This window comes from Micromonospora sp. Utrum1, from assembly GCF_057197805.1.
This window is the reverse complement of the sequence record NZ_CM170071.1, coordinates 2,535,622-2,557,122: the sequence shown is the minus strand read 5'-3', so window position 1 is coordinate 2,557,122 and position 21,501 is coordinate 2,535,622. Positions and strand designations below refer to the sequence as shown.

Annotated in this window: 18 protein-coding genes; 4 read left to right on the top strand and 14 right to left on the bottom strand. The window is 72.2% G+C overall.

Annotation, left to right across the window (positions count from 1 at the left end; genetic code table 11):
- Window positions 1-15: 15 nt before the first annotated feature.
- Window positions 16-1,356, bottom strand: coding sequence for a histidine--tRNA ligase (gene hisS / locus AC0OLQ_RS12270; protein WP_484531420.1), 1,341 nt, complete (start codon window positions 1,354-1,356; stop codon window positions 16-18).
- 55 nt (window positions 1,357-1,411) lie between these two features.
- Window positions 1,412-2,131: an MBL fold metallo-hydrolase gene (locus AC0OLQ_RS12265; protein WP_484531419.1), complete on the bottom strand. Its 720-nt coding sequence runs from the start codon at window positions 2,129-2,131 to the stop codon at window positions 1,412-1,414.
- A 259-nt stretch (window positions 2,132-2,390) separates the two neighbouring features.
- Here AC0OLQ_RS12265 and AC0OLQ_RS12260 point away from each other — a divergent pair, with 259 nt between their 5' ends.
- Complete coding sequence (locus AC0OLQ_RS12260; protein WP_357332914.1) at window positions 2,391-3,260, top strand: peptidylprolyl isomerase; 870 nt, start codon at window positions 2,391-2,393, stop codon at window positions 3,258-3,260.
- Between the two features lie 64 nt (window positions 3,261-3,324).
- The gene (locus tag AC0OLQ_RS12255; RefSeq protein WP_484531418.1) at window positions 3,325-4,161 is read left to right on the top strand and encodes a peptidylprolyl isomerase; all 837 of its coding nucleotides are present in this window, start codon (window positions 3,325-3,327) and stop codon (window positions 4,159-4,161) included.
- Window positions 4,162-4,224: 63 nt separating this feature from the next.
- Here the strand turns inward: AC0OLQ_RS12255 and AC0OLQ_RS12250 are convergent, their stop codons facing one another.
- The 8 genes from AC0OLQ_RS12250 to ruvC form a co-directional block, all read right to left on the bottom strand.
- On the bottom strand, window positions 4,225-6,657 hold the full coding sequence (locus AC0OLQ_RS12250; RefSeq protein WP_357333322.1) for a RelA/SpoT family protein: 2,433 nt from the start codon (window positions 6,655-6,657) through the stop codon (window positions 4,225-4,227).
- 253 nt (window positions 6,658-6,910) lie between these two features.
- Window positions 6,911-7,477, bottom strand: a complete 567-nt coding sequence (locus AC0OLQ_RS12245) for an adenine phosphoribosyltransferase (RefSeq protein WP_484531417.1) — start codon at window positions 7,475-7,477, stop codon at window positions 6,911-6,913.
- A gap of 96 nt (window positions 7,478-7,573) precedes the next feature.
- Window positions 7,574-8,767 (bottom strand): protein translocase subunit SecF, encoded by a 1,194-nt coding sequence (gene secF, locus AC0OLQ_RS12240; protein WP_357332917.1) that lies wholly within the window; start codon window positions 8,765-8,767, stop codon window positions 7,574-7,576.
- A gap of 1 nt (window position 8,768) precedes the next feature.
- Window positions 8,769-10,685, bottom strand: a complete 1,917-nt coding sequence (gene secD, locus AC0OLQ_RS12235; RefSeq protein WP_484531416.1) for a protein translocase subunit SecD — start codon at window positions 10,683-10,685, stop codon at window positions 8,769-8,771.
- Window positions 10,686-10,906: 221 nt separating this feature from the next.
- Window positions 10,907-11,197, bottom strand: coding sequence for a preprotein translocase subunit YajC (gene yajC, locus AC0OLQ_RS12230; protein WP_484531415.1), 291 nt, complete (start codon window positions 11,195-11,197; stop codon window positions 10,907-10,909).
- 196 nt (window positions 11,198-11,393) lie between these two features.
- Window positions 11,394-12,458 (bottom strand): Holliday junction branch migration DNA helicase RuvB, encoded by a 1,065-nt coding sequence (gene ruvB, locus AC0OLQ_RS12225; RefSeq protein WP_357332920.1) that lies wholly within the window; start codon window positions 12,456-12,458, stop codon window positions 11,394-11,396.
- Window positions 12,459-12,516: 58 nt separating this feature from the next.
- Complete coding sequence (gene ruvA, locus AC0OLQ_RS12220; RefSeq protein ID WP_484531414.1) at window positions 12,517-13,119, bottom strand: Holliday junction branch migration protein RuvA; 603 nt, start codon at window positions 13,117-13,119, stop codon at window positions 12,517-12,519.
- The gene (gene ruvC, locus AC0OLQ_RS12215) at window positions 13,116-13,643 is read right to left on the bottom strand and encodes a crossover junction endodeoxyribonuclease RuvC (protein ID WP_484531413.1); all 528 of its coding nucleotides are present in this window, start codon (window positions 13,641-13,643) and stop codon (window positions 13,116-13,118) included. Before ruvC ends, ruvA begins: the two co-directional genes overlap by 4 nt.
- A gap of 182 nt (window positions 13,644-13,825) precedes the next feature.
- Here ruvC and AC0OLQ_RS12210 point away from each other — a divergent pair, with 182 nt between their 5' ends.
- Window positions 13,826-14,608, top strand: coding sequence for a 3-hydroxybutyrate dehydrogenase (locus AC0OLQ_RS12210; RefSeq protein ID WP_484531412.1), 783 nt, complete (start codon window positions 13,826-13,828; stop codon window positions 14,606-14,608).
- Window positions 14,609-14,622: 14 nt separating this feature from the next.
- Entirely contained in the window at window positions 14,623-16,542 is a 1,920-nt protein-coding gene (locus tag AC0OLQ_RS12205; RefSeq protein WP_484532329.1) for a helix-turn-helix domain-containing protein, read from the top strand.
- Between the two features lie 24 nt (window positions 16,543-16,566).
- Here the strand turns inward: AC0OLQ_RS12205 and AC0OLQ_RS12200 are convergent, their stop codons facing one another.
- The 4 genes from AC0OLQ_RS12200 to AC0OLQ_RS12185 all read right to left on the bottom strand — a co-directional run bounded on the left by AC0OLQ_RS12200 (window position 16,567) and on the right by AC0OLQ_RS12185 (window position 21,431).
- On the bottom strand, window positions 16,567-17,175 hold the full coding sequence (locus AC0OLQ_RS12200; protein WP_484531411.1) for a TetR/AcrR family transcriptional regulator: 609 nt from the start codon (window positions 17,173-17,175) through the stop codon (window positions 16,567-16,569).
- 11 nt (window positions 17,176-17,186) lie between these two features.
- Complete coding sequence (locus AC0OLQ_RS12195) at window positions 17,187-18,752, bottom strand: MFS transporter (RefSeq protein ID WP_484531410.1); 1,566 nt, start codon at window positions 18,750-18,752, stop codon at window positions 17,187-17,189.
- A 148-nt stretch (window positions 18,753-18,900) separates the two neighbouring features.
- Window positions 18,901-20,067 (bottom strand): acyltransferase family protein, encoded by a 1,167-nt coding sequence (locus AC0OLQ_RS12190; RefSeq protein WP_357332926.1) that lies wholly within the window; start codon window positions 20,065-20,067, stop codon window positions 18,901-18,903.
- 50 nt (window positions 20,068-20,117) lie between these two features.
- Complete coding sequence (locus AC0OLQ_RS12185; protein ID WP_484531409.1) at window positions 20,118-21,431, bottom strand: glycosyltransferase 87 family protein; 1,314 nt, start codon at window positions 21,429-21,431, stop codon at window positions 20,118-20,120.
- Window positions 21,432-21,501: the final 70 nt, after the last annotated feature.

Sequence of the window (21,501 nt, the reverse complement as noted above, 5' to 3'; positions counted from 1 at the left end):
TAGGTCCAATCGTCGTCAGGCGCCAGCGGTCGCCGGTCCGACCAGCGGCTTCAGGTCGGCCCGGGGCGGCGTCCACTCCCCCGCCGCGGCGGCCACCTGCTCGCCCGAGCGGATGTCCTTCACCTCGTCACCCTCGGCGCCCGGGAACCAGACGTACGGGATGCCACGCCGCTCGGCGTACCGGATCTGCTTGCCGAACTTGGCCGCGCTCGGCGACACCTCGGTCGGGATGCCCCGGGAGCGCAGCGCCTCGGCCACCCGGTTGCTGGCCGCCCGCTCCTCCTCGGTGGTCACCGCGACCAGCACGCAGGTCGGCACGTCCCGGGAGACCGACAGCGCGCCGGCGCCGAAGAGCAGGCCGAGCAGCCGGGTCACCCCGATCGAGATGCCCACCCCGGGGAAGCGGACGGCGCCGGAGCTGGCCAGGTTGTCGTAGCGGCCGCCGGAGCAGACCGAACCGAACCGCTCGTAGCCGATCATCTGCGTCTCGTAGACCGTGCCGGTGTAGTAGTCCAGGCCGCGGGCGATCCGCAGGTCGGCGACGCAGAGGCCGGGCGAGTGCGCGGCGGCGGTCTCCACCACCGCGGTCAGCTCCGCGATGCCCTCGTCGAGCAGCGGGTCGGTCACCCCGAGGGCGCGCACGGCGTCGGCGAACGAGGCGTCCGGCGCGGAGATCTCGGCGAGGGACAGGCACGCCTTGGCCTGCGCCTCGCTCGCCCCGGCGGTCTCCGCCAGCAGCTCGGCGACCCGCGCCGGGCCGATCTTGTCGAGCTTGTCGACCGCGCGCAGCGCCGCCTCCGGGTCGGTCAGCCCGACGCCCCGGTAGAAGCCCTCGCAGATCTTGCGGTTGTTGACCTGGATCCGCACCGGCGGGATCGGCAGCGAGCGCAGCGCGTCGCCGATCACCAGCGGCATCTCGGCCTCGTAGTGGGCCGGCAGAGTGTCACGGTCGACGATGTCGATGTCGGCCTGGAGGAACTCCCGGTAGCGCCCCTCCTGCGGGCGCTCGCCCCGCCACACCTTCTGGATCTGGTAGCGGCGGAACGGGAACTGGAGCTTGCCGGCGTTCTCCAGCACGTACCGGGCGAACGGCACGGTCAGGTCGAAGTGCAGGCCGAGCGCGTCGTCGCCGGCCGGACCGTCGGTGTCGGCCTGGAGCCGGCGCAGCACGTAGACCTCCTTCGAGGTCTCCCCCTTGCGCAGCAGCTGGTCCAGGGGCTCGACCGAGCGGGTCTCCAGCGGCGCGAAGCCGTACAGCTCGAAGGTGGCGCGGATCCGGTCGAGCACGAACTGCTCGATCATCCGCTGGGCGGGCGTCCACTCCGGGAAGCCGGAGATGGGCGTGGGCTTGCTCATGGCGTACTCCTTGATCCCGCGCCGACCGCGCGGGGGCGTCGTGATCGCGGCCGGGCTACAGGCCGCGGGCGGGCGAGGCCGGGCGCGCGCCGCCGGTCCCCGACACCTCGACGAGGTACGGGTTGGTCGCGCGCTCGCGGCCGATGGTGGTCTGCGGGCCGTGGCCGGGCAGGACGACGGTGTCGTCGGCCAGCGGGAGAACCTTCTCCCGGAGGCTGGCCAGCATGCAGGGCATGCTGCCGCCCGGCAGGTCGGTGCGGCCGATCGAGCCGGCGAAGAGCACGTCACCGGAGAGGCAGATCTGCTCGGCCTCCCAGGGCGAGCCGGCGCCGGGCATCCGGAACAGCACCGACCCGCCGGTATGGCCGGGGGTGTGGTCGACGGTGATCTCCAACCCGGCCAGCGACAGGGTCGCGCCGTCGGTCAGCTCCGCCACGTCCTCCGGCTCGGCGTACGGCAGCCGCCCGCCGAAGAGCTGGGTGAGGTCCATCGAGAGCGCCTTGGCCGGGTCGGCCAGCAGCTCCCGGTCCTCCGGGTGGACGTAGGCGGGGATGCCCCGCGCGCCGCAGACCGGGGCCACCGAGAAGGTGTGGTCGAGGTGGCCGTGGGTGAGCAGCACGGCGGCCGGGTGCAGGCGGTGCTCGGCGAGCACGGCGTCGAGCCGGTCGAGCACCCCGATGCCGGGGTCGACCACCACGCACTGCTCCCCCGGCGCGGTCGCCACCACATAGCAGTTGGTGCCGAAGGCGTCCGCGGGAAAGCCGGCCACGAGCACGTCCGCTCCCCTTCCGTCCGGTTCGTCGTCCCTGTCAGCAGCCTAGTCGCACGGGCCACCGGCTTTCACCGACCACCGGCCCCGGTCGCCCCACCCGGCACAGTGACATCGCCCGATAAACCGAGGCCGGACCTCGTACACCACTTTCCCAGCCGGTACCCGTACACTCTGGCGGGCGTGTGGCGTGGCGCACCCCCGCAGCAGACGGGTGGCAGCGCCCGGCGTCGGCGAGGACCAGGGTAGAGGAAGGGGAGCACGGGTGGCTTCCAGCAGGGACCGGCAGCGCAAACTGGCGCGGGCCAAGCTCGACCGGCAACTCGCCCGGCGGGCCGCGGCCGCCAAGCGCCGCCGGCAGATCCAGGCCGGTGTCGGCGCCGCCGTGGTGCTCGCGTTGATCGTGGCCGGTTCGGCCTGGGCGCTCGGCGCCTTCGACTCCGAGCCGAAGAAGCAGGAGGCCGAGGACGTCTGCCTCTGGACCCCGCAGGACGCCACGGCCAACACCAACCTCAAGGAGGTCGGCACCCCGGCCACCACCGGCCTGCCGACCGCCGGCACCCGGACCATGACGCTCACCACCAACCAGGGCGGCCCGATCACCGCCGACCTGGACCTGGCCGCCGCCCCGTGCGGCGCCGCCAGCATCTCGTTCCTGGCCGGCAAGTCGTTCTACGACAACACCAAGTGCCACGAGATCACCACCGAGGGGGCGCTGCGCTGCGGCGACCCGAGCGGCAGCGGCATCGGCGGCCCGACCTACTCGTTCTACGACGAGAACGTCCCCACCGCGCCGGAGGCCAGCCCGTCCGCCTCGCCCGCGCCGGCGCAGCCCCCGGCGTACCCGAAGGGCACGGTTGCCATGATCGGCAACCCGCCGGGCAGCAACGGCAGCCAGTTCCTGATCTTCTTCAAGGACTTCAACCCGGCCAAGCCGGCGTACACGGTCGTCGGCAAGGTCACCGGCGGCCTCGACGTGGTGGAGAAGATCGGTGCCCTGCCGACCGTGGACAATGGGAGTGGGGCCAAGGTCAAGCCGAAGACGGACGTGGTGATCCAGAGCCTCACCGTCGGCGAGCCTAACGCCGCGCCGGCCGCCACGAGCGCGCCGGCGGCGAGCCCCAGCGCCGGCTGATCCGGCCGCCCATCCTGAGCAGCGGCGAGCAACGCCGTACCCGAGAAGCATGTGAGGAGTGACCGTGACGTCCACGAGAGAGCGGCAGCGCGCGGCGGCGCGGGCCCGCCTCGAGCGGGAGATGGCCGAGCGCGCCGCCAAGGCCCGCAAGCGCCGGCAGACCCAGGCCATCGTCGGCGCCGCGGCCGTGCTGGTGCTCGTGGTGGCGGGCACCGTCTGGCTCGCCACCTCGCTCGGAGGTGACGACAAGAAGCAGAACACCGCCGCCACCGCGGGCAACGTGCAGTGCGCGTTCACCGAGGTCCCCAAGGAGGGGCGGCCGAAGCAGATCAAGGACGTCGGGCTGCCCCCGGCCCAGCAGGTCAACAAGGGCACCCAGACGATGACGATCGACACCAACCTGGGCCCGATCACCGCCAAGATCGACCGGAGCCTGGTGCCCTGCACCGCCGGCAGCTTCACCCAGCTGGCCAGCAAGGGCTTCTTCGACAACACCAAGTGCCACCGGCTCGTCACCCAGGGCATCAAGGTGCTCCAGTGCGGCGACCCGAGCGCCACCGGCAAGGGCTGGCGGGACACCGACGGCACCGGCGGCCCGAGCTACAACCTGGCCGAGGAGAACCTGCCCACCGACAAGCGGCCGGCCTACCCGGAGGGCGTCATCGCGATGGCCAACTCGGGCCAGCCGGGCAGCACCGGCAGCCAGTTCTTCATCGTCTACGGCGACTCCCAGCTCGACCCGAACTACACCGTGCTGGGCACCATCACGGGCGGCATGGACCTGGTGAAGCAGGTCGCCGCGGCCGGTGACGACGGCGCCTTCGCCCAGCAGGCCGGTGGCGGTCACCCGAAGAAGGAGATCGTCATCAACAAGCTGAGCATGAGCGACATCCAGGGCTGACAGCCCTACGACGAGAAAGCGCCCGCCGGCTCTGAGAGCCGGCGGGCGCTTCTCGTCGTGCGGTCAGGCGCCGGAGGTGACCCGGTAGGCGTCGAAGACACCGTCGACCTTGCGGACGGCGGCCAGCAGGTGCCCCAGGTGCTTCGGGTCGGCCATCTCGAAGCTGAACCGGCTCACCGCCACCCGGTCCCGGGTGGTGGTGACGGTCGCGGAGAGGATGTTGACCCGCTCGTCGGAGAGCACCCGGGTGACGTCGGCGAGGAGCTTGTGCCGATCGAGGGCCTCCACCTGGATGGCCACCAGGAAGGTCGAGGCGGAGGTGAGCTTCCAGCTCACCTCGACCACCCGCTCGCTCTGCGCGCGCAGGTCCTCCGCGTTGGCGCAGTCGTCGCGGTGCACGCTCACCCCGCCGGACCGGGTGACGAAGCCGAAGACGGCGTCCGGCGGCACCGGCGTGCAGCAGCGCGCCAGCTTGATCCAGACGTCGCTGACGCCCCGGACGACGACGCCCGGGTCGCTGCTGCTCTGCCGGCTGCGGGGCGGCCGGGTGGCGACGGCGGTCTCGGCGATGTCCTCCGCCGCGCCCTCCTCGCCGCCGTACGCGGCCATCAGCTTCTGCACCACCGACTGGGCGGAGACCTGGCTGTCGCCGACCGCCGCGTAGAGCGAGGCCACGTCGGCCAGGTGCAGGTCCCGGGCGATCGCCATCAGCGCGTCCGAGGTGAGCATCCGCTGCAGCGGCATGCCCTGCTTGCGCATCGCCTTGACGATCGAGTCCTTGCCGGCCTCGATCGCCTCCTCGCGCCGCTCCTTGTTGAAGTACTGGCGGATCTTGGTGCGGGCGCGCGGGCTCTTAACGAAGCCGAGCCAGTCCTGCGTCGGGCCGGCCGTGTCGGACTTCGAGGTGAAGATCTCGATCACGTCGCCGTTGGAGAGCGTCGACTCCAGCGGCACCAGCTTGCCGTTGACCCGGGCCCCGATGCACTTGTGCCCGACCTCGGTGTGCACCGCGTACGCGAAGTCCACCGGCGTCGACCCGGTCGGCAGCGGGATGACGTCACCCTTCGGGGTGAAGACGTACACCTCCTGGCTGGACAGGTCGAACCGGAGCGCGTCGAGGAACTCGCTCGGGTCGGCCGCCTCCCGCTGCCAGTCCAGCAGCTGGCGCAGCCAGGTCATCTCGTCGATGTGCGCCGGCGGCCCGACCACCAGGGTGCCCTTGTGCTCCTTGTACTTCCAGTGCGCGGCGATGCCGAACTCGGCGGTGCGGTGCATCGCGTAGGTGCGGATCTGCATCTCCACCGGCTTGCCGGTGGGCCCGATGACCGTCGTGTGCAACGACTGGTACATGTTGAACTTGGGCATGGCGATGTAGTCCTTGAACCGGCCCGGCACCGGCTGCCAGTTGGCGTGGATGACGCCCAGCGCCGCGTAGCAGTCCCGCACCGTGTCGACCAGGATCCGCACCCCGACCAGGTCGTAGATGTCGTTGAAGTCGCGCCCCCGCACGATCATCTTCTGGTAGATCGAGTAGAGGTGCTTCGGCCGGCCGGTGGTCTCCGCCTTGATCTTGGCGGCCTTCAGGTCGGTGGAGACCTTCTGGGTCACCTGGCGCAGCAGCGCCTCGCGCTGCGGCTGGTGCTCGCCGATCAGGCGGTTGATCTCCTCGAACCGCTTCGGGAACAGGGTGCCGAAGGCGAGGTCCTCCAGCTCCCACTTGATCGTGTTCATACCGAGGCGGTGGGCCAGCGGGGCGAGGATCTCCAGCGTCTCCTTGGCCTTCTGCTCCTGCTTGGGGCGGGGCAGGAAGGTCAGGGTACGCATGTTGTGCAGCCGGTCGGCCAGCTTGATCACCAGTACCCGCGGGTCCTTGGCCATGGCCACGACCATCTTGCGGATCGTCTCCGCCTTGGCCGCGTCGCCCAGCTTGACCTTGTCGAGCTTGGTGACGCCGTCGACCAGCAGGGCCACCTCGCCGCCGAAGTCGGCGCGCATCTGGTCGAGGGTGTACTCGGTGTCCTCGATCGTGTCGTGCAGCAGGGCCGCGACCAGCGTGGTGGTGTCCATGCCCAGGTTGGCCAGGATGGTTGCCACCGCGAGCGGGTGGGTGATGTAGGGGTCGCCGGACTTGCGGTACTGACCCGAGTGCCAGCGGGCGGCCGTGTCGAAGGCGCGCTGGAGCAGCCGGGCGTCGGCCTTGGGGTGGTTCTCGCGGTGGGTGGCGATCAGCGGCTCCAGCACCTCGCTGACCTGCGAGGTCTGCCAGGGCGCGTTGAACCGGGCCAGCCGGGCGCGCACCCTGCGGCCGGTCGGCGCGTTGGAAAGGGCGAAGCCGCCGCCGGACGAGGGGTCCGCAGCGCCGTCGGTCGGGAACGGCACCACGACCGCCCCGCCGTCGGCCTTCCCGTCGGGTCCGGTCAGCGGCGCCGGCGGGTTGCCGGTCCGCTCGGTCACCGAGCCGTCCGCGTCACCTGTCGGGTGCACCGTGCCCTCCACCGGAGGGACGACATCGTGGGACACCGGCCTCCTCACCGCTCGCCGGGATGCGCCGGCCGTCCGGCCGACGTCCTGTCCAACCGGCCGAGGGGCCGGAGTTGTTCCGCGGTCACCGGGGGCTCGTGGCCCCGGCTGCCCCGCACCGCCGGGCGGTCACCCGCCCGGTCAAGCAAAGGGCAATGCTACCCGTACGCAGGGTACGCCGCCGCTCCGCCGGACGGACCGCGCCGGGTCGGCCCGACGGGCCGGTGGGTCAAACGGTCAGCAGGGCATGGACCGGACGCGGGGCGAGCCGCTCCCGCCCCTTGAGGAAGCCCAACTCCATCAGGACCGTGAAGCCGGCCACCGTGCCGCCGGCCCGCTCCACCAGGTCGAGGGTGGCCTCGGCGGTGCCGCCGGTGGCGAGCACGTCGTCCAGGACGAGGACCCGGCGCCCGGCGGTGAACGCGTCCTGGTGCACCTCCAGGGTCGCCTCGCCGTATTCCAGCGCGTAGGAGGCCGAGTGGGTGGCCCGGGGCAGCTTTCCGGCCTTGCGCACCGGCACCACGCCCACCCCGGTGGCGTACGCGACGGCCGCGGCCAGCACGAACCCGCGCGCCTCGATGCCGACCACGGCGTCGAACGATTCCGGCCCGTGGTACGCGATGATCCCGTCGATCACCTCACGGAAGGCCGTGCCGTCGGCGAAGAGCGGCATCAGGTCCTTGAACATGACCCCGGGCTTCGGGAAGTCCGGCACGTCCAGCACCCGGCTGGCGACCAGCTGGGCGACCTCCGGGCCGCTGTCTCCCCGTACCCCGGTGGTGTGGGTCTCCGTCACGGTACGTCCCATGTCCTCTCGAACGACGGCGGCGTCCGTCATGCCGCTTTCACAGCATGGCGGACGCCGTCCGGTCGATTCCTACCGGGTGTGCGGTCAGCGGCGCTTCGCGCCACCGGGGCGGTTGCCCCCGCCGCCGGCGGGACGCCCGCCCCGGGCGCCGGTGGGGCGCTTGCCGGCCGGCCGGGCGCCGACCTTCGGGGCGGCGCCGGCCAGGGCGGCCGCCTCGGGGTCGATGGTCTCCTCGGCGGTGGCCGTCGCGGCCCGCGGAGCGCCCTTCGGGGCGACCTCGCCGCGGGCGATGGCGCCACGGCGGGCCAGCACCCGCTTGTTGTGCGCGCTGATCCGCGGGTCCTGGTTCTTCAGCAGCACCAGCAGCGGGGTGGCCAGCAGGATCGAGGTCAGGAACGCCACCGCCATACCGACGAAGAGCACCAGACCCAGGTCCTTCAGGGTGCCCGCGCCCAGCAGGCCGGCACCGATGAAGAGCAGACCGCCGACCGGGAGCAGGGCGACCACCGAGGTGTTCAGCGACCGCATGAGGCTCTGGTTCAGCGCCAGGTTGGCCGCGTCGCCGTAGGTCAGGTTGTTGTTGGCGGTGATGCCCCGGGTGTTCTCCTGGACCTTGTCGAAGACCACCACCACGTCGTAGAGCGCGAAGCCCAGGATGGTGAGGAAGCCGATGATCGTCGACGGGGTGACCTCGAAGCCGACCAGCGAGTAGATGCCGGCGGTGAGCACCAGGTTCGTGAAGAGCGACGCGATCGCGGCGGCCGCCATCCGCCACTCGAAGCGGAGGATCAGGTAGATCGCCACCACCGCGACGAAGATCAGCAGACCGAGCAGGGCCCGGGAGGTGACCTGGCTGCCCCACGCCTCGGAGACCTGGCTGCCGCTGATCTGGTCGGCCTGGATGCCGAACGACTGCGCCATCTCGGTCTTGACCGCGTTGGCCTGCTCCGCGGTGAGCTGCCCGGTGCGCAGCTCGTAGTACTCGCCGCTGGTGCTGCCGACCTTCTGCGCGGTGACCACCTCGGCGCCGCCGCCCTTGGTCGCCAGCGCCGCGTCGACCTTCGCCTCGGCCTGCTCCAGGGTGCCGACGCTGGCCGGCACCTGGAACGAGTTGCCGCCGGCGAACTCGATGCCGAGGCTGAAGCCCCGGACCGCGAAGCTGAGCACGGCGATCAGCACCAGCACACCGGCGACGGTGAACCACAGCTTGCGCCGGCCGACGATGTTGAGATCGGCCTCGCCCCGGTAGAGCCGGGACGCCAGACCAGTCTTAGCCATCTCAGGCCTCCTTGACACGCGGGTTGCGGGCGGTGCCCGACTCGGCCGACCGGGCCGGCAGGGCCCGGCCGAGACCGCTGACCCGCGGGGACAGGAACGCCCGGGTCCGGGCGAACATCGTCATGATCGGGTGGCGGAAGAGGAACACGACGACCAGGTCCAGGACGGTCGCCAGGCCGAGCGCGAAGGCGAAGCCCTTCACGGCGCCGACCGAGACGATGTAGAGCACCACGGCCGACATCAGGGTGATGGCGTTCGCCGAGATGATCGTCCGGCGGGCCCGGACCCAGGCGCGCGGCACGGCGCTGCGTGGGCTGCGTCCCTCGCGGATCTCGTCCTTGAGTCGCTCGAAGTAGATGACGAACGAGTCCGCCGCCACGCCGAGTGAGACGATCATGCCGGCGATGCCGGCGAGCGTGAGTGTGAACCCGATCGACCGGCCGAGCACCACCAACGCCCCGAAGACGAGCATCGCCGAGAGCACCAGGCTCAGGAAGATGACCGAGCCGAGCAGCCGGTAGTAGAAGAACGAGTAGATGATGACCAGCAGCATGCCGATGCCGGCCGCGAGCAGACCCGCCTTGAGGTGGCTGTCGCCCAGCGTCGCGGTGACGTTCTGCTGCTCCTGCGGGATGAAGGTCACCGGCAGCGCGCCGTAGCGGAGCTGGCTGGCCAGGGCGTTCGCGCTCTTGTTGTCGAAGCTGCCGGTGATCTGCGAGTCACCGGTCAGCACGCCCTGGATCTCCGGGGAGGAGACGATCTCGTTGTCCAGGACCACGGCGACCCGGCACTTGCCGTCCTGGCCGAGCGCGGTCTGGTCGCAGGCCTGACCCTCGTTGTTGAACGCCTCGCGGGTCAGCGCCGTCCACTTCTCCTGGCCCTTGCCGGTGAAGTTCAGGCTGACCACCCAGGAGCTGGTCTGGTCGAGCACGGCGTTGGCGTCGTCGACGTCGGTGCCGAGCACCTTCGCCACGTCGAGCAGGTACTTGGCGCCGGCCTCGCAGGCCACCGCCTTCTGCTTCTCGTCCTTGATCGACGCCGGCGGCCGCTTGTCGAGCTGGGCGCAGGTGATGGTCGGGACGTTGAACTGCATCTCGACCGGCAGCACCGCGATCTCCTGCGGGGAGAGGGTGCCGAACGGCTTGAGCTTGTCGGCCAGCGACGGGTCGGCGGTCAGGTCGGCCGGCGCCTGGAGGCCGGACGCGGCGGCCCACGCGGCCGCACCGACCTTCTGCTCGACGGCCTTGCGCTGCTGCTCGACGCTCTGCGGCACCGGGGCGGCGCTGGCGCTCGGGCTCGGCGCGGCGGCGCTCGGCGTGGCCGACGCGGTCGGCGCGGCGGCGCTGGCGCTCGGCGTCGGCGCCATGCCGCCCTGGCCGCCGGCGGTCGGCGACGAGGTGGCCTTCGGGCTCGCGCTCACCTTCGGCGAGGCGCTGCCGGACGGGGCCGGGGTGGCGCTGCCCGAGGGAGCCGGGGTGGCGCTGGCCGTCGGGGCCGGCGCGGCGGCCGCGCCGCTGCCGTCGGTGGCCTTGAGCACCTTGCGGAAACGCAGCTCGGCGGCGCTGCCGACGTCGGTCAGGTCCCGGTTCTCACCGGGCAGGGAGATGACGATGTTCCGGTTGCCCTCGGTGACCACCTCGGCCTCGGCCACGCCGTACGCGTTGACCCGGCTCTCGATGATCTGACGGGCCTCTTCGAGGTTGGCGGACGTCGGGGGCTTGCCGTCCACGGTGTTGGTGGCCTCGAGCGTCAGCCGGGTGCCGCCGATGAGGTCCAGGCCGAGCCGGGGCTCCAGCCGATCCTTCCAGCCACCGCTGGCGCCGCCCGAGAAGAACACCAAAAGATAGAGGACGACGAAGATGAACCCGAGAACGGCGAGCTGCCGTCCGGGGCGCATCTGTCCCTGAGGTGGTGCCACGGCTGTCCTGTCTCCCTGTACGGTCGCGCCGCTTCGACAGCGGCGGGAATGTCGGGCCGGGGGTGTCCGCCCGACTGCTCCGGGGGTCGGCGCCGCCGGACGGCACGCCTCCCAGCGCACAACGCGGCGGCGTCGCGCGGGCTTCCCGCGTGCCGGCGTCGGACGCCGACCCAACTATCCACTTGTGTGAGTGAATCCGCTGCCCCGTCCGGGGCCGGTGGTCACTCCTTGACCGACTCGGCTTCCTCGGTGATCGTCTCGGCCTCGGGGGCCTCGGTCCGCTTCACCACGCGGGCGATCGCCGGGCGCGCGTACCGGGTCTGCACGCCCGGGGCGACCTCCAGCAGGACCGTCTCGTCCTCGATGCCGGTGACCGTGCCGTAGAGCCCGCCGATGGTGACCACCTCGTCGCCCGGGCCGAGCGCGGACTGCATCTGCTCGGCCTCACGGCGGCGCTTCTGCTGGGGGCGGATCATCATGAAGTACATGACGCCGAAGAGCAGAGCGATCATGAGGATCGGCGTCAGGCCGCCGGCCCCTCCGCCACCCGCTGCAAGGTTTTGCACGGTTGTCGACCTTCCCATTGGCCTCTGCTCCCACCCCTGAGGGGTGCCGGAGCGGAGGCGGATTCTCACGTCCTGTACAGACCGCGGCGAAGTCTAATCCCTACACCTGAGAACACCGAATGCGGCACAGATCACGTTCGGATCACGCCTGATCGGTCTGCGCCGAGAACAGATCGGGCACGGGAGGGGCATCCGCGCCAAATGTACCATTCGGCGGAGTACGCCCCAGATGGTGCCAGGCGGCCGCGGTGGCGACCCGGCCGCGCGGCGTCCGCGCCAGCAGCCCGGCCCGGACCAGGAAGGGCTCGCACACCTCCTCGACCGTGTCCGGCTGCTCCCCGACCGCCACGGCGAGGGTGGAGAGCCCGACCGGGCCGCCCCGGAAGGAGTCGACCAGCGCGGTGAGCACCGCGCGGTCCAGCCGGTCCAGGCCGAGCGCGTCGACGTCGTAGACGGTGAGGGCGGCCCGGGCGGTCTCCAGATTGACCACCCCGTCGGCGCGGACCTCGGCGAAGTCGCGGACCCGGCGCAGCAGCCGGTTGGCGATCCGGGGGGTGCCCCGGGACCGGCCGGCGATCTCCGCCGCCCCCTCCTCGGTGATCGGCACGCCGAGGATCCGGGCGGACCGGTGCAGCAGCGCCTCCAGGTCGGCCGGGGCGTAGAAGTCGAGGTGCGCGACGAAGCCGAACCGGTCCCGCATCGGCCCGGTGAGCAGGCCGGACCGGGTGGTCGCGCCGACCAGCGTGAACGGCTCGACGTCGAGCGGGATGGCGGTCGCCCCCGGTCCCTTGCCGACCACCACGTCGACCCGGAAGTCCTCCATTGCGCTGTAGAGCAGCTCCTCGGCCGGCTTGGCGATCCGGTGGATCTCGTCGATGAAGAGCACGTCGCCCTCGGCCAGGCTGGTCAGGATGGCGGCCAGGTCGCCGGAGCGCTCGATGGCCGGCCCGCTGGTCACCCGGATGCCCGAGCCCAGCTCGGCGGCCACGATGTTGGCCAGGGTGGTCTTGCCCAGGCCAGGCGGCCCCGAGAGAAGGATGTGGTCGGGCGGGGAGCCGCGCCGCATCGCGCCCTTGAGCAGCAGGTCGAGCTGGTCGCGGACCCGGTGCTGGGCGATGAACTCCTCCAGCCGCTTCGGCCGGACGCTGGCCTCCGCGTCCCGTTCCGCGTCGCTGACGTACGCCGAAACCAGGTTTTCGTTGCTCACGCGCTGACCTTCTTCTGCGACTGCGGGGCTCGCAGACCCGGCTCACTCCTCGCGCTCATCATCGCGTGCGGCCCAGGAGGCGGATGGCCTGCTTGAGCAGGACCGGCACGGGCGGGGTCTCCCCGTCGACGGTCTCCGCCACGGCGGCCACCGCCTGCTCGGCCTGGCCGGCGGTCCAGCCGAGCCCCACCAGGGCCTGGCGGACCTGCTCCGGCCAGGCGCCGGCGGTCACCCCGGCCGCGCCGTCGACGCCGACCGGCACCGGGCCGATCCGGTCGCGCAGTTCGAGGACGAGCCGCTCGGCGCCCTTCTTGCCGATGCCGGGCACCCGGGTCAGCGCGGCGGTGTCGGCGTTGGCGATGGCCTTGCGGACCGCGTCCGGGGTGTGCACGGCGAGCACCGCCTGGGCCAGCCGCGGGCCCACCCCGCTGGCGGTCTGGAGCAGCTCGAAGAGCTGCTTGGCGTCGTCGTCGGCGAAGCCGTAGAGGGTGAGCGAGTCCTCCCGGACCACCAGGCTGGTGGCCAGCCGGGCGGGCTGGCCGACCCGCAGCTCGGCGAGGGTGCCGGGGGCGCACTGGACCGCCAGGCCGATGCCGCCCACCTCCACCACCGCGTGGTCCGGACCGGTCGCGGTCACCGTGCCGCGCACGCTGGCGATCATCGCGCTCCTCCTCGTCGTGCCCGCTCGGCGGCGGCGGCCAGCTTGGACCGGGTGCCGCCGCGCCAGATGTGGCAGATGGCCAGGGCCAGGGCGTCGGCGGCGTCGGCCGGGCGGGGCGGCTCGGGCAGCCGCAGCAGCCGGGTGACCATGGCGGTCATCTGCGCCTTGTCGGCCTGGCCGGAACCGGTCACCGCCGCCTTCACCTCGCTCGGGGTGTAGGTCTGCACGGGCAGCCCGGCCCGCGCCCCGGCGAGCACGGCGATCCCGCTGGCCTGGGCGGTGCCCATCACGGTGCGGACGTTGTGCTGGCTGAACACCCGCTCGACGGCCACGGCGTCGGGCCGGTGCTCGGTGACCAGGTCGGTGAGCGAGCGGTCCAGGTGCAGCAGGCGCAGCGGCAGCTCGTCGGCGGGGTCGGTGTAGACCACGTAGTAGGCGATCAGGGTGCAGGGACGGCCCGGCACGCCCTCGACCACGCCGACCCCGCACCGGGTGAGCCCCGGGTCGACGCCCAGCACGCGCACGCCGCCTCCTCCCCGAGCCACCGGCAGAACGTGTGTTCGACACCCTACTGGTGCGCCCCGGGGCTCGGCCGGGCGGACACGCCGGGACCCGGCGGACACGATCCGCGCCACACACTGAAGCGGTCGAGTATGTGCCGCCGCCCCATGTGCCGCCGGCCACACAGCTCGTAACTTCTTGCGCCATGACGGCAGAACCCGTGGCGGTCCCCCACGTCGTGCAGGTCGACCTCTCCGGTCGCGCTGCGCTGGTGACCGGTGGTGGCAGCGGCATCGGACGGGCCTGCGCCCTGCGCCTGGCGGCGGCCGGCGCGGCGGTGCTGGTGGTCGACCGCAACGTGGAGGCGGCCAAGGCGGTGGCCGCGGAGGCGGGCGGCCGGGCGGAGGGCGTCGACCTGGCGGACCCGGAAGCGGTGGACCGGCTCGACATCGACGTGGACATCGTCGTCAACAACGCCGGCCTCCAGCACGTCGCGCCGGTGCAGGACTTCCCCGTGGAGCGCTTCGAGTACATCCAGCGGGTGATGGTGGAGGCGCCGTTCCTGCTGATCCGGCGGGCGCTGCCGCGGATGTACGCGGGCGGCTGGGGCCGGATCGTCAACATCTCGTCGGTGCACGGGCTGCGCGCCTCGCCGTACAAGGCGGCGTACGTCTCGGCCAAGCACGCCCTGGAGGGGCTGTCGAAGGTGGTGGCGCTGGAGGGGGCCGCGCACGGGGTGACCGCCAACTGCATCAACCCGGCGTACGTGCGGACCGCGCTGGTGGAGAGCCAGATCGCCGACCAGGCGGCCAGCCACGGCATCGGCGAGGACGAGGTGGTGGAGAAGATCATGCTGGCCCGGGCGGCGATCAAGCGACTGATCGAGCCGGAGGAGGTGGCGGAGCTGGTGGCGTACCTGTGCTCGCCGCCCGCCGCGTTCATCACCGGCGCTTCGATCGCCCTCGACGGGGGCTGGACGGCCAACTAGTGGCCGCGCGCACAATGTCGGTCATGTCGTCGCCGGTCGAGTTCCTGGAGCTGCTGGCGCGGGAGGCCGCCGCGGTCGAGTTCGAGGGCCCGCTGATCGCCGCCCGCGCCGCCGGCCTGCCCGCCGAGCGCCTCGCCGAGCTGGAGCAGGCGAAGGTGGTGGCGCTGCGGGTCCGCGCGCTGCTGGAGCGGCGGCGCCGCCGGGAGACCGAGCTCTCCGGCCTGTACGACACGGCCAGCGACCTGGCCGGGCTGCGCGACCTGGACGACGTGCTGCGCGCGATCGTGCACCGGGCGCGGATCCTGCTCGGCACCGACGTGGCGTACATGACGCTCAACGACGACGAGCGCGGCGACACCTACATGCGAGTCACCGACGGCTCGATCTCGGCGCGGTTCCAGCGGCTGCGGCTGGAGATGGGCGACGGCCTGGGCGGCCTGGTGGCGCAGACCGGCACCCCGTACGTCACCTCGAACTACCAGGAGGACGACCGCTTCAAGCACACCGGGGAGATCGACGGCGGGGTGGGCGAGGAGGGCCTGGTGGCCATCCTGGGCGTCCCGCTGCGGCTCGGGTCGAGCGTGATCGGCGTGCTGTACGCGGCCAACCGCTCGGCCCGGCCGTTCGCCCGGGAGGAGGTGTCGCTGCTGGTCTCGCTGGCCGCGCACGCCGCGGTGGCGATCGACACGGCCCGGCTGCTGGCCGAGACCCGGTCGGCGCTGGAGGAGCTGTCGGCGGCGAACAGCACGATCCGGGCGCACAGCAGCTCGGTGGAGCGGGCGGCCGCCGCCCACGACCGGATGACGGCCCTGGTGGTGCGCGGCGGCGGGATGGGTGACGTGGCGGCGGCGGTCACCGAGGTGCTCGGCGGGGCGCTGCTGGCGCTGGACGCCGAGGGTCGGCGGCTGGCCCGGGTGGGTGAGATCGAGGAGCCGGACCGGGCGGACATCGTCGAGGCCGTGGCCGCGTCCCGGACCGAGGGGCGCAGCGTCCGCCGGGGTCCGCTCTGGTACGCCGCGGTGGTGGCCGGCGCGGAGAACCTGGGCGCGCTGGTGCTGCGCCCGGACGGCGAGCTGGTCGACGCCGACCAGCGAATCCTGGAGCGGGCGGCGCTGGTGACCGCGCTGCTGCTGCTGTTCCGCCGGACGGTGGCCGAGGCGGAGGGGCGGGTCCGGGGCGAGCTGCTGGACGACCTGATCGCCCGGCCGCTGCGCGACACCGACGCGTTGCGCAGCCGCGCCCGCCGGCTGGGCGTGGACCTGGACGCCCCGCACGTGCTGGTGGCGGTCGGCGACGACGCGATCGCCGCCACCGGCTCGGCCCGGCAGCGGGTGCTCTCCTGGGCCACCACGTACGCCTCGACGCGGGGCGGGCTGGCCGCGGCGCGCGACGGGCGGGTGGTGCTGATGCTGCCCGGTCAGGACGCGGGCGGCGCGGCCCGGGCGGTGGCCCGGGACCTGTCCCGGGTGACCGGCCGGCCGGTGACCGCGGGGGCGAGCGGGCCGTCCACCGGCCCGGTCTCGCTGGCCACCACCTTCGCCGAGGCGGAGCGGTGCCTCACCGCGCTGGGCGCGTTGGGCCGGGCCGGGCAGGGGGCGAGCACCGCCGAGCTGGGCTTCGTCGGGCTGCTGCTGGGCGCGGTCGGCGACTCGGGCGACCGGGACGTGGACCGGTTCCTCACCGCCACGGTGGGTCCGGTGGTCGACTACGACGCCCGGCGGGGCACCGCGCTGGTGAAGACGCTGGAGGCGTACTTCGGGGTGGGTGGCAGCCTGGCCCGGGCGGCGGAGCTGCTGCACGTGCACGTCAACACGGTGACCCAGCGGTTGGAGCGGGTCGGGCAGCTGCTCGGCGCGGACTGGCAGAAGCCGGAGCGCGCCCTGGAGGTGCAGCTCGCCCTGCGCCTGCACCGCCTGCGCACCCCGGCGGCCTGACCGCTCGCCGCGCGCCGCCGGGGGTCAGCGGGCGCGGATGCCTTCGAAGACGGTGTCCACGATCCGCTCGGGGAGGATCCGCTCGTCCAGCTCCGGGTGCCAGCGCAGCACCCGCTGGATCAGCATCGGGCCGGTGAGCAGCGCCATGACCAGCTCGACGTCCAGGTCGGCGCGGAGCTCGCCGCTGTCCACCCCGCGCCGCAGCACCTCGCGCATCAGCTTCCGCCGCGGCTCGATGATGTTCTGGTAGAGCTGGAAGTGGTCCGGGCTGCGGTTCACCTCAGGCACCAGGCAGGGCATGATCCGGGCGGCCCGCGGGTCGACGTTGTGCCCGACCGCGCCGACCAGCAGCACCAGGTCGTCGCGGACGGAGTGCCCCGCGGGCTGCGGCGGCACCCCCTTGAGCCGGCGCAGCGCGTCCATCAGCAACGCGTCCTTGCCGGACCAGCGGCGGTAGATGGTGGCCTTGCCGACGCCGGCGCGGGCGGCGATCGCCTCGATGGAGAGCGCCTCGAGAGTGCTGCCCTCGGCGAGCAGGTCGAGGGTGGCCTCCACGATCGCCTCGTCCGCGCGGACGCTCCGCGGTCGCCCGGGCGACCGCGGAGCATCAGCTGTGGATGTCATGTCAGACATTGTCCCCGAACCTATGCGGTCCCGGCCAACTCGGGCTCGGTGGCCGGCCGGGGGTCGACCTCGATCAGCGGACGGCCCGGCATCCAGCGCAGCACGATGACGATGCCGAGCAGCGCCACCAGGGCGGAGACGCCGGCCGCCCAGTGCATCGCCGAGACGAACGACTGGTTCGCCGCGTCGATGAGCCGGGGCGCGCCGGCCCCGAGCCGGCCGGCGACGGCGTACGCCCCGGAGATCGACTCCTGGGCCGCGTCGCGGACCGGGGCGGGCAGGCCGGACACGGCCGAGGCCACGTCGTTGCGGTAGACCGCGGAGAGGACCGAGCCGAGCACCGCCACGCCGAGGGCGCCGGCCACCTGGCGGACGGTGTTGCTGACCGCCGAGCCCACGCCGGCCTTCTCCCGGGGCAGCGCCGACATGATCGACTCGGTGGCCGGCGGCATGATGTTGGCCATTCCGGCGCCCTGGACGAAGCCCAGCGCCGAGAAGATCCAGATCGGGGTGTCCGCGTCGATGAGCACGAACGCACCGAGCGCGGCGGCCGTGAGCAGCAGCCCGACCGCGGCGACCGCCCGGCCGCCGTAGCGGCGGACCATGGCGGCGCTGCGCGGCGCGAAGATCAGCTGAGCGGCCGCGAAGGGCAGGAAGAGCAGGCCGCTCTCCAGCGGGGTGTAGCCGCGGACCAGCTGGAGGTAGAACGCGCCGAAGAACATCACGCCCATGGCGGCGAAGAAGACCAGGCCGACCAGCGCCACCGGGGCGGCGAACCGGGGCACCCGGAACAGCCGGACGTCCAGCGACGGGTGGTCGCTGCGCAGCTCGTGGGAGATGAACCAGCCGAGCACCGCGAGCCCGCCGACGATCGCGGCCCAGACCTGCGGCCGGCCGAAGCCGTGCTCGCCGCCGTCGATGATGCCGTAGGTGAGCGCGACCAGACCGACCACGGAGAGCAGCACGCCGAGCACGTCCACCCGGCCCGGCCGGGGGTCGCGGGACTCCGGTACGAGGGCGGCGACCAGCACCACGCCGAGCACCACCACCGGCACGTTGATCAGGAAGACCGAGCCCCACCAGTAGTGCTCCAGCAGGGCGCCGCCGAGCACCGGACCGATGGCCACGGCCAGGCCGACCGCGCCGGCCCAGATGCCGATCGCCTTGGCCCGTTCGCGGGGGTCGAAGACGTTGGAGATGATCGACAGGGTCACCGGCATGATGGCGGCGCCGCCGACGCCCATCAGCGCGCGGGTGGCGATCAGCTGGCCCGGGTCCTGGGCGTACGCGGAGAGCAGCGAGGCCAGCCCGAACAGGGCCAGGCCGACCATCAGGAAGCGCTTGCGGCCGAAACGGTCGCCGAGGACGCCGAAGGTGAAGAGCAGTCCAGCGAAGACCAGCGTGTAGGAGTTGATCGCCCACTCCAGCTCGCCCTGGCTGGCCCCGAGGCCGTGCACCGGGTCGGCGAGGGTACGCAGGGCGACGTTGAGGATGGTGTTGTCGAGGACGACCACGAGGAGGCTGATCACCAGCACCCCCAGGATCGCCCACCTCCTCGGGTGTCCGGTGTTCTCGTGCGGTTCCACTCGGGTTCTCCCCCCGGCTCACCCGCGTCAAAATACGATACGGGACAGACTCGTAACGCTGCTGAGCGTAGGTGAGAGTGTTTCGATACGGAACGGATCCGTATCGTTTGTGGCTCAGGTCACCCCCGTCCGGGTGAGCTCGGAGGGGTCAGCTGACCTCGCGCACCTGGTGCAGGGACCGGTTGAGCTGCCGCTTCATCCACCGGGCGACGGGCCGCTCGATGAACCGGTGGATCAGCCACGCGGCGACGAGCAGCGACCCGAACAGCGCGCCCAGCAGCAGCCACGGCGACAGGTGGGTCTGGGTCTCCTTGATGACGGCGACCCCGACCGTCTGGTGCACCAGGTAGAGCGGGTAGGTCAGTGCGCCGGCCGTCGCGACCCAGGGCCACCTCACCCATCCGAAGCGGTTGAGCGCGACCGCCGCCATGACGAGGAAGAAGACCGTCACGATGACGGCCGAGGGCGCGAACGAGACGTCGCGGGCCTTGGCGAGGCCGAGCAGCCGGGTGAGCGAGATCAGCCAGGACAGCCCGACGATCGACCAGAGCAGCAGGTTCTGGCCGAAGCGGTGGATGAGATAGAGAGCGACCCCGGCGATGAAGTAGCTGGAGTAGCTGGCCGCCGTGACCTCGATGAGCCACTGGTTGCCGAACTTCGGCACGACGAGCGAGGCGACCGTCCACAGGGCGCAGAAGGCGACCACGCGGCGGTAGCTGAGACCGCGGGCGACGAGGACGGCGAACAGCAGGTAGAAGATCATCTCGACGGTGAGGGTCCAGTACGACATGTCGAGACGCGGAACGTTCAGGAAGTCCTGCATCATCGTGAGGTTGGCCAGCACGTCACGGGCCTGGAGCTCGCGCGTCATCGGCACGGCCACGAGCACGCCCGCCGACACCAGCACAGCGAACCAGTAGGCGGGATAGAGCCGCACCACGCGGGAGACGAAGAAGTCACCGACGGACCGGCCCCATGCGCTCATGCAGATGACGAAGCCGCTGATGATGAAGAACAGCTGCACCCCGAGAAAACCGTACGCGGAGGCGGAGTGCAGCGGGCCGAAGATGGACGCGGCGGCGGGGTCCCGCCACGCGCCGAGCTTGTCCCCGACGAGGTGGTACGCGACGACCATGACCGCCGCGCCGAGGCGCAGCCCGTCGAGCACCAGCAGCCGGGGGTGCCGCGCGCCGGACGGGCTCGGCGCCGTCGAGGCCGGGACGTCGGCCTGCCGGGGCAGCGTCGCCTGCTCGCCGGAGCGCGTCGGCTCGATGGTCGGGGCGGGCGCGTCGCGTTCGTCCGTCGCCTGCGTCATCGACGACTCCTCGGGGATCGGGGCGGTGGAGCTCGGCCGGAGAGATCTCGTCATGCCGGGACGCGTTCCGCCGGGGTGACCGTCCGTCCGGCACGCCGCCACTGGTACAGCAGCCAGAGCGCGGCGAGCGCGAACAGTACCAGCACCGTCGGCACGTAGGCGTCAACCGCGAGCCGCTGGGCGAGCCCGTGCAGGTGGCCCGCCTTCCAGATCAGGCCCCTCGGGATGATCTCGCCGGTCCGGGCGGGACCCGGCCACATGAGGAAGGGCAGGATCGCGGCGACCGCGACGGCGCCGGCCAGCACACGTGCCGTGCCGTGCGAGCGGCGCACGACGTCGACGAGCACCACCGCCATCGGGCCGATCCAGATCCAGTAGTGCGACCAGCTGACCGGCGAGACGAGAAGCGTGGTGAGGCCGACGACGACCATCGCCATGGCCTCCTCGCCGTGCCGCTGCAGCGCGGTCGCGAGGGCGAGGCCGGCGACCACGACGACGACCACGGACAGCATCCACCAGATCGTGTTCTGCTCATCCGTCTCGAGCAGGCGCGCGGTGAAGCCCTGCAGGGACTGGTTGCCGCCGTAGCGTGGGCCGAGGATCATCAGCACCCGGTGCGAGTCGAATGCCCGCCCGGTGAGCCAGTAGTCGTACGAACCGCCCGGCTGGATGATCGCCCCCAGGAGCGTGAGCCCCACGAAGGTGACCGTCGCGACGACGGCGGCCCGGATCCGCCGCGTGAGCAGCAGGTAGATCACGAAGAGGCCGGGCAGCAGCTTGGTCGCGGTCGCCGCCCCGATCCCGACGCCCTTGAACCGGCTGGAGTCGGACAGCGCGAGGTCGGCCACGACCAGCAGCATGACCAGAATGTTGATCTGGCCCAGGCCGAGGTTGCGCTGCAGCGGCTCGGTCCAGATCAACACGCCGCCGATGGCGGCGACCACGCCGAGGCGGCCGCGGGTGCCCTCGTAGCCGAGCATCCTGGTGGTGAACCACAGGGCGGCGAGCATCGCCGCGACACCCGCCGCGTTCATGAGATTCAGGGCGACCCACGGGTCGAACCAGGTCAGCGGGATCAGGAACGGGAGGGTGATCGGCGGGTAGGTGTAGGGAAGGTCGAGCGTGGTGTACCCGAGTTGGTAGACGGGCTGCCCGTCGAGGAACGCGTGGGCGGCTCCGAGGTACATCATGAAGTCCGTCCCGGTGAACGGATACTCCCGCAGGAAGGCGACGTACGCGGCGAGCGAGACGGCCAGCACGGCCAGGCCAGGGACGAGGAGCCAGTTCGGCACGGGGGTGCGCGGGCGGGCGGCATGATCGGCCGCCACGCCGGCGGCGAACCGGCGGATGCGCTGGATGACCATAGTGGGCCGAATCCTAGCCGGGATCGCGCTCACGTCGGGTAACGACCCCTCGTGCGTTCAGTGACTTACC